The following is a 3,242-nucleotide window of genomic DNA, read 5'->3' as shown; positions in this document are numbered from 1 at the left end:
GGCCGCAATACCCGCTTTGGCGATTTGTGCGTCTTCGGTCGACTTGACGCCGCTGACACCCACTGCGCCCAAGCAAAAGCCGTCCTTCATGATTGGCACGCCGCCTTCGAGCATGCCCTGAATGCTCGGGGCCGACAGGAAGGACATGCGGCCACCGTTGATGACGTCTTCGTAGACTTTGGATTCACGGCGACCCAGGGCGGCCGTGTGGGCTTTGGCGGGTGCGATGTGGGATGAAATCGGTGGCGCGCCGTCCAAACGGGCGAAATGCAACAAATGCCCGCCACCGTCGACGATGGCAATGCTGACCGCCCAGTTGTTTTTCAGGGCTTCGGCTTCGGCCGCAGCGGCGATGGCTTTCACATCGGACAGTTCCAAAGTGGCTTGTGTTTTCATGGTGTTCAAAAGGCAGGGGGTTAAAACGCTGAGCATACACGGGCGTTGACCCGTCTATTACACACCCCACAGCAAAACTGAATCACCCGGATAACCCCATGGCCTGACGGAAATCCCTAAACCCATCGACCTTGCAGAGCGGGGCATTTAGAATAATGGTCAGCCTTGATCCAAGGCGAGTTAAGGAGATAAACCATGAGCGACTTACGCACTCTCAATTCCGCCGAGTGGGGCCATGTGGACCTGGCCGCACGCAACCGCGTTCTGCGCAACACCTATTGGTTGCTCGCCCTGAGCATGCTGCCTACCGTGCTGGGCGCATGGGTCGGCGTGAGCACAGGCATCACCCAATCCCTGACAGGCTTTATGGGCCTGATCGTTTTCCTGGGTGGCGCATTCGGTTTCATGTACGCCATCGAGAAAACCAAAAACTCGGCTGCTGGCGTGCCTGTTTTGCTGGCCTTCACCTTCTTCATGGGCTTGATGCTCTCGCGCATGATCGCCATGGTGCTGGGCTTCAAGAACGGCTCAGACTTGGTGATGACCGCTTTTGCGGGCACCGCCGGCGTGTTCTTTGTCATGGCCAGCCTGGCCAGCGTCATCAAGCGTGATCTGTCGGGCATGGGCAAATGGCTGTTCGTTGGGGCCATGGTCCTGATGGTGGGCGGCATCATCAACGTGTTTGTGGGCTCCACAGCCGGCATGATGGTGATTTCAACCTTGGCCATCGGCATCTTCAGCGCCTTCTTGCTGTACGACATCAAGCGCATCCTGGACGGTGGCGAGACCAACTACATCAGCGCCACCTTGGCCCTGTACCTGAGCGTGTTCAACATCTTCCAAAGCCTGTTGGCCTTGCTGGGCATCATGGGCGGCGAACGCGACTGATCTGCGTTGCACACACCTCAAAAAGGCTCCCTCGGGAGCCTTTTTTGTCCGTGCGGGGCCAATGGCCCGCTTCCAATTGAGTATCTTCAGGCCAACTCGAACACCGCCATGCTCTCCACATGCGCCGTGTGCGCAAACATGTTGATGACCCCTGCGGCCACACAGCGGTAACCCGCACGGTGAACCAAAATGCCGGCATCCCGGGCCAGCGTGGCGGGGTTGCAGCTCACATAGACAATGCGCTGCGGGGGTTTCCATCCTTGACGTAAATCCTGCTTTTCGTGCAGTTCGGCCAGTGCCTTGCTCAGGGCAAAGGCACCCTCGCGGGGTGGGTCCACCAGCCATTTGTCGGCGGTGCCATCGGCCACCAGCATCTCGGGCGTCATCTCGAACAAATTGCGCGCCACAAATTGCGTGGGGGCCAAGGTCTGGCCCTCGGGCCGAGCGGCCTGGTTGCGTGCGTAGTTGTCGCGTGAACGCGCGACCAGTGTCTCTGCCCCTTCGATGCCCAGCACCTCGGCCGCTTGCGTTGCGATGGGCAAGGTGAAGTTGCCCAAACCGCAAAACCAGTCGATCACCCGCTCGGTCTTTTGCGCTTGCAACAAGCGCAGCGCACGGGCCACCAGCACGCGGTTGATGAAGGGGTTGACCTGGGTGAAGTCGGTGGGCCTGAAGGGCATGGTGATGCCAAAGTCGGGCAGGCCATAACTCAGCTGAGCCCCGCCTTCGTCCAGCAAATGCACTGTGTCGGGCCCCTTGGGTTGCAGCCACCACTGCACCTGGTGTTCGGCCGCAAAGGCGCGCAGCAAGGCTTTATCGCCTTCGCTCAGGGGTTCCATGTGCCGCAGCACCAAGGCCGTGACTTCGTCGCCACAGGCCAGCTCCAGCTGGGGCAAAGTCTCACGGGCGTCCATCTGGCCAATCAGCGCACGCAAAGGCAGCAGCATGCGACTGACATGGGGCGGCAAGACCGGACAAACTTTCATGTCGGCGACGTAACGGCTTTTGCGCTCGTGAAAACCAATGAGCACTTGTCCCTTTTTGATCACATAGCGCACCGACAGCCGGGCGCGGTAGCGGTAACCCCAGGTCGGCCCCTCGATGGGGCGCAGCATGGTTTCGGCTTTGACTTTGCACAAGTGCCAGAGGTTGTCCTCCAGCACCCTTTGCTTGATGGCCACTTGGGCGGAAGCCTCCAGGTGCTGCATCTTGCACCCGCCGCAGGCGCCGGCATGCAGGCCAAAATTTGGGCAGCCTGGCCGCACGCGTTGCGACGACTCGTGGTGAATTTGGGTGACAGTGCCCTGCTCCCAGTTGTTCTTTTTGCGGTGCACGTTGACCGACACCAGCTCGAAAGGCAAAGCGCCTTCGATGAACACAACTTTGCCGTCAGGTCGGCGGGCGATGCCTTGTGCATCCATGTCCAGGGAGCCGACACGCAGCCAGCCCTCGGGCAGGTCGGCGCTGGAGTGGCTAAGTTCGTCGGCGTGGGCTTGGGAAAGGGAAATGTCTGTATCGCTCATGCCCCGATTGTCTCAGGATGTGAGGCCTGCCTTGAGGACCCAACGCACAGCTTCACAGAGAAACTTCAGGGCCTGGCTTGCAGGTATTCCTGCCAGTGAGTTTCTTGCGGGGTCAAGTCATGTGCGGTCCCGTTGGGATGACCGCCGACTCTGCATTTCACCGCGCAGGCAAGTATTTGGCCGGGTCCACCGGTTTGCCTTGACGGCGAATTTCGAAATGCAGCTTCACGCGGTCGGCATCGGTCTTGCCCATTTCTGCAATTTTCTGGCCCTTGCGCACTTTTTGGTCCTCTTTGACCAGCAGGGCTTGGTTGTGCGCGTAGGCAGTCAAAAAGGTGTTGTTGTGCTTGAGGATGATCAGGTTGCCATAGCCGCGCAATCCCGCACCGGCATAGACCACTTGCCCGTCGGCTGCGGCCAGGACCGGGTCACCAG

Annotated in this window: 4 protein-coding genes; 1 reads left to right on the top strand and 3 read right to left on the bottom strand. The window is 59.7% G+C overall.

All coding sequences use genetic code 11. The features are described 5' to 3' along the window. Nucleotides 1-396, bottom strand: a 396-nt coding sequence (locus ACIQ47_RS15595) for a heme-binding protein (RefSeq protein ID WP_396438958.1), incomplete at its 3' end; no start/stop codon positions are given. Nucleotides 397-591: 195 nt separating this feature from the next. Between ACIQ47_RS15595 and ACIQ47_RS15590 the strand changes: the two genes are divergently transcribed. Then, a complete protein-coding gene (locus tag ACIQ47_RS15590; protein ID WP_396438957.1) occupies nucleotides 592-1,284 on the top strand; it encodes a Bax inhibitor-1/YccA family protein in 693 nt (230 codons plus the stop codon). Nucleotides 1,285-1,370: 86 nt separating this feature from the next. Here ACIQ47_RS15590 and rlmD read toward each other — a convergent pair whose 3' ends face one another. Further along, entirely contained in the window at nucleotides 1,371-2,807 is a 1,437-nt protein-coding gene (rlmD, locus tag ACIQ47_RS15585; RefSeq protein ID WP_396438956.1) for a 23S rRNA (uracil(1939)-C(5))-methyltransferase RlmD, read from the bottom strand. A 157-nt stretch (nucleotides 2,808-2,964) separates the two neighbouring features. Then, nucleotides 2,965-3,242: peptidoglycan DD-metalloendopeptidase family protein (locus ACIQ47_RS15580; RefSeq protein WP_396438955.1), on the bottom strand; the 278-nt coding region annotated here is incomplete at its 5' end.

This window comes from Limnohabitans sp. (assembly GCF_044373035.1).
Classification (GTDB): domain Bacteria; phylum Pseudomonadota; class Gammaproteobacteria; order Burkholderiales; family Burkholderiaceae_C; genus Limnohabitans_A.
The sequence above is the reverse complement of the archived record's forward strand: the minus strand, read 5'-3'. Positions and strand labels throughout refer to the sequence as shown.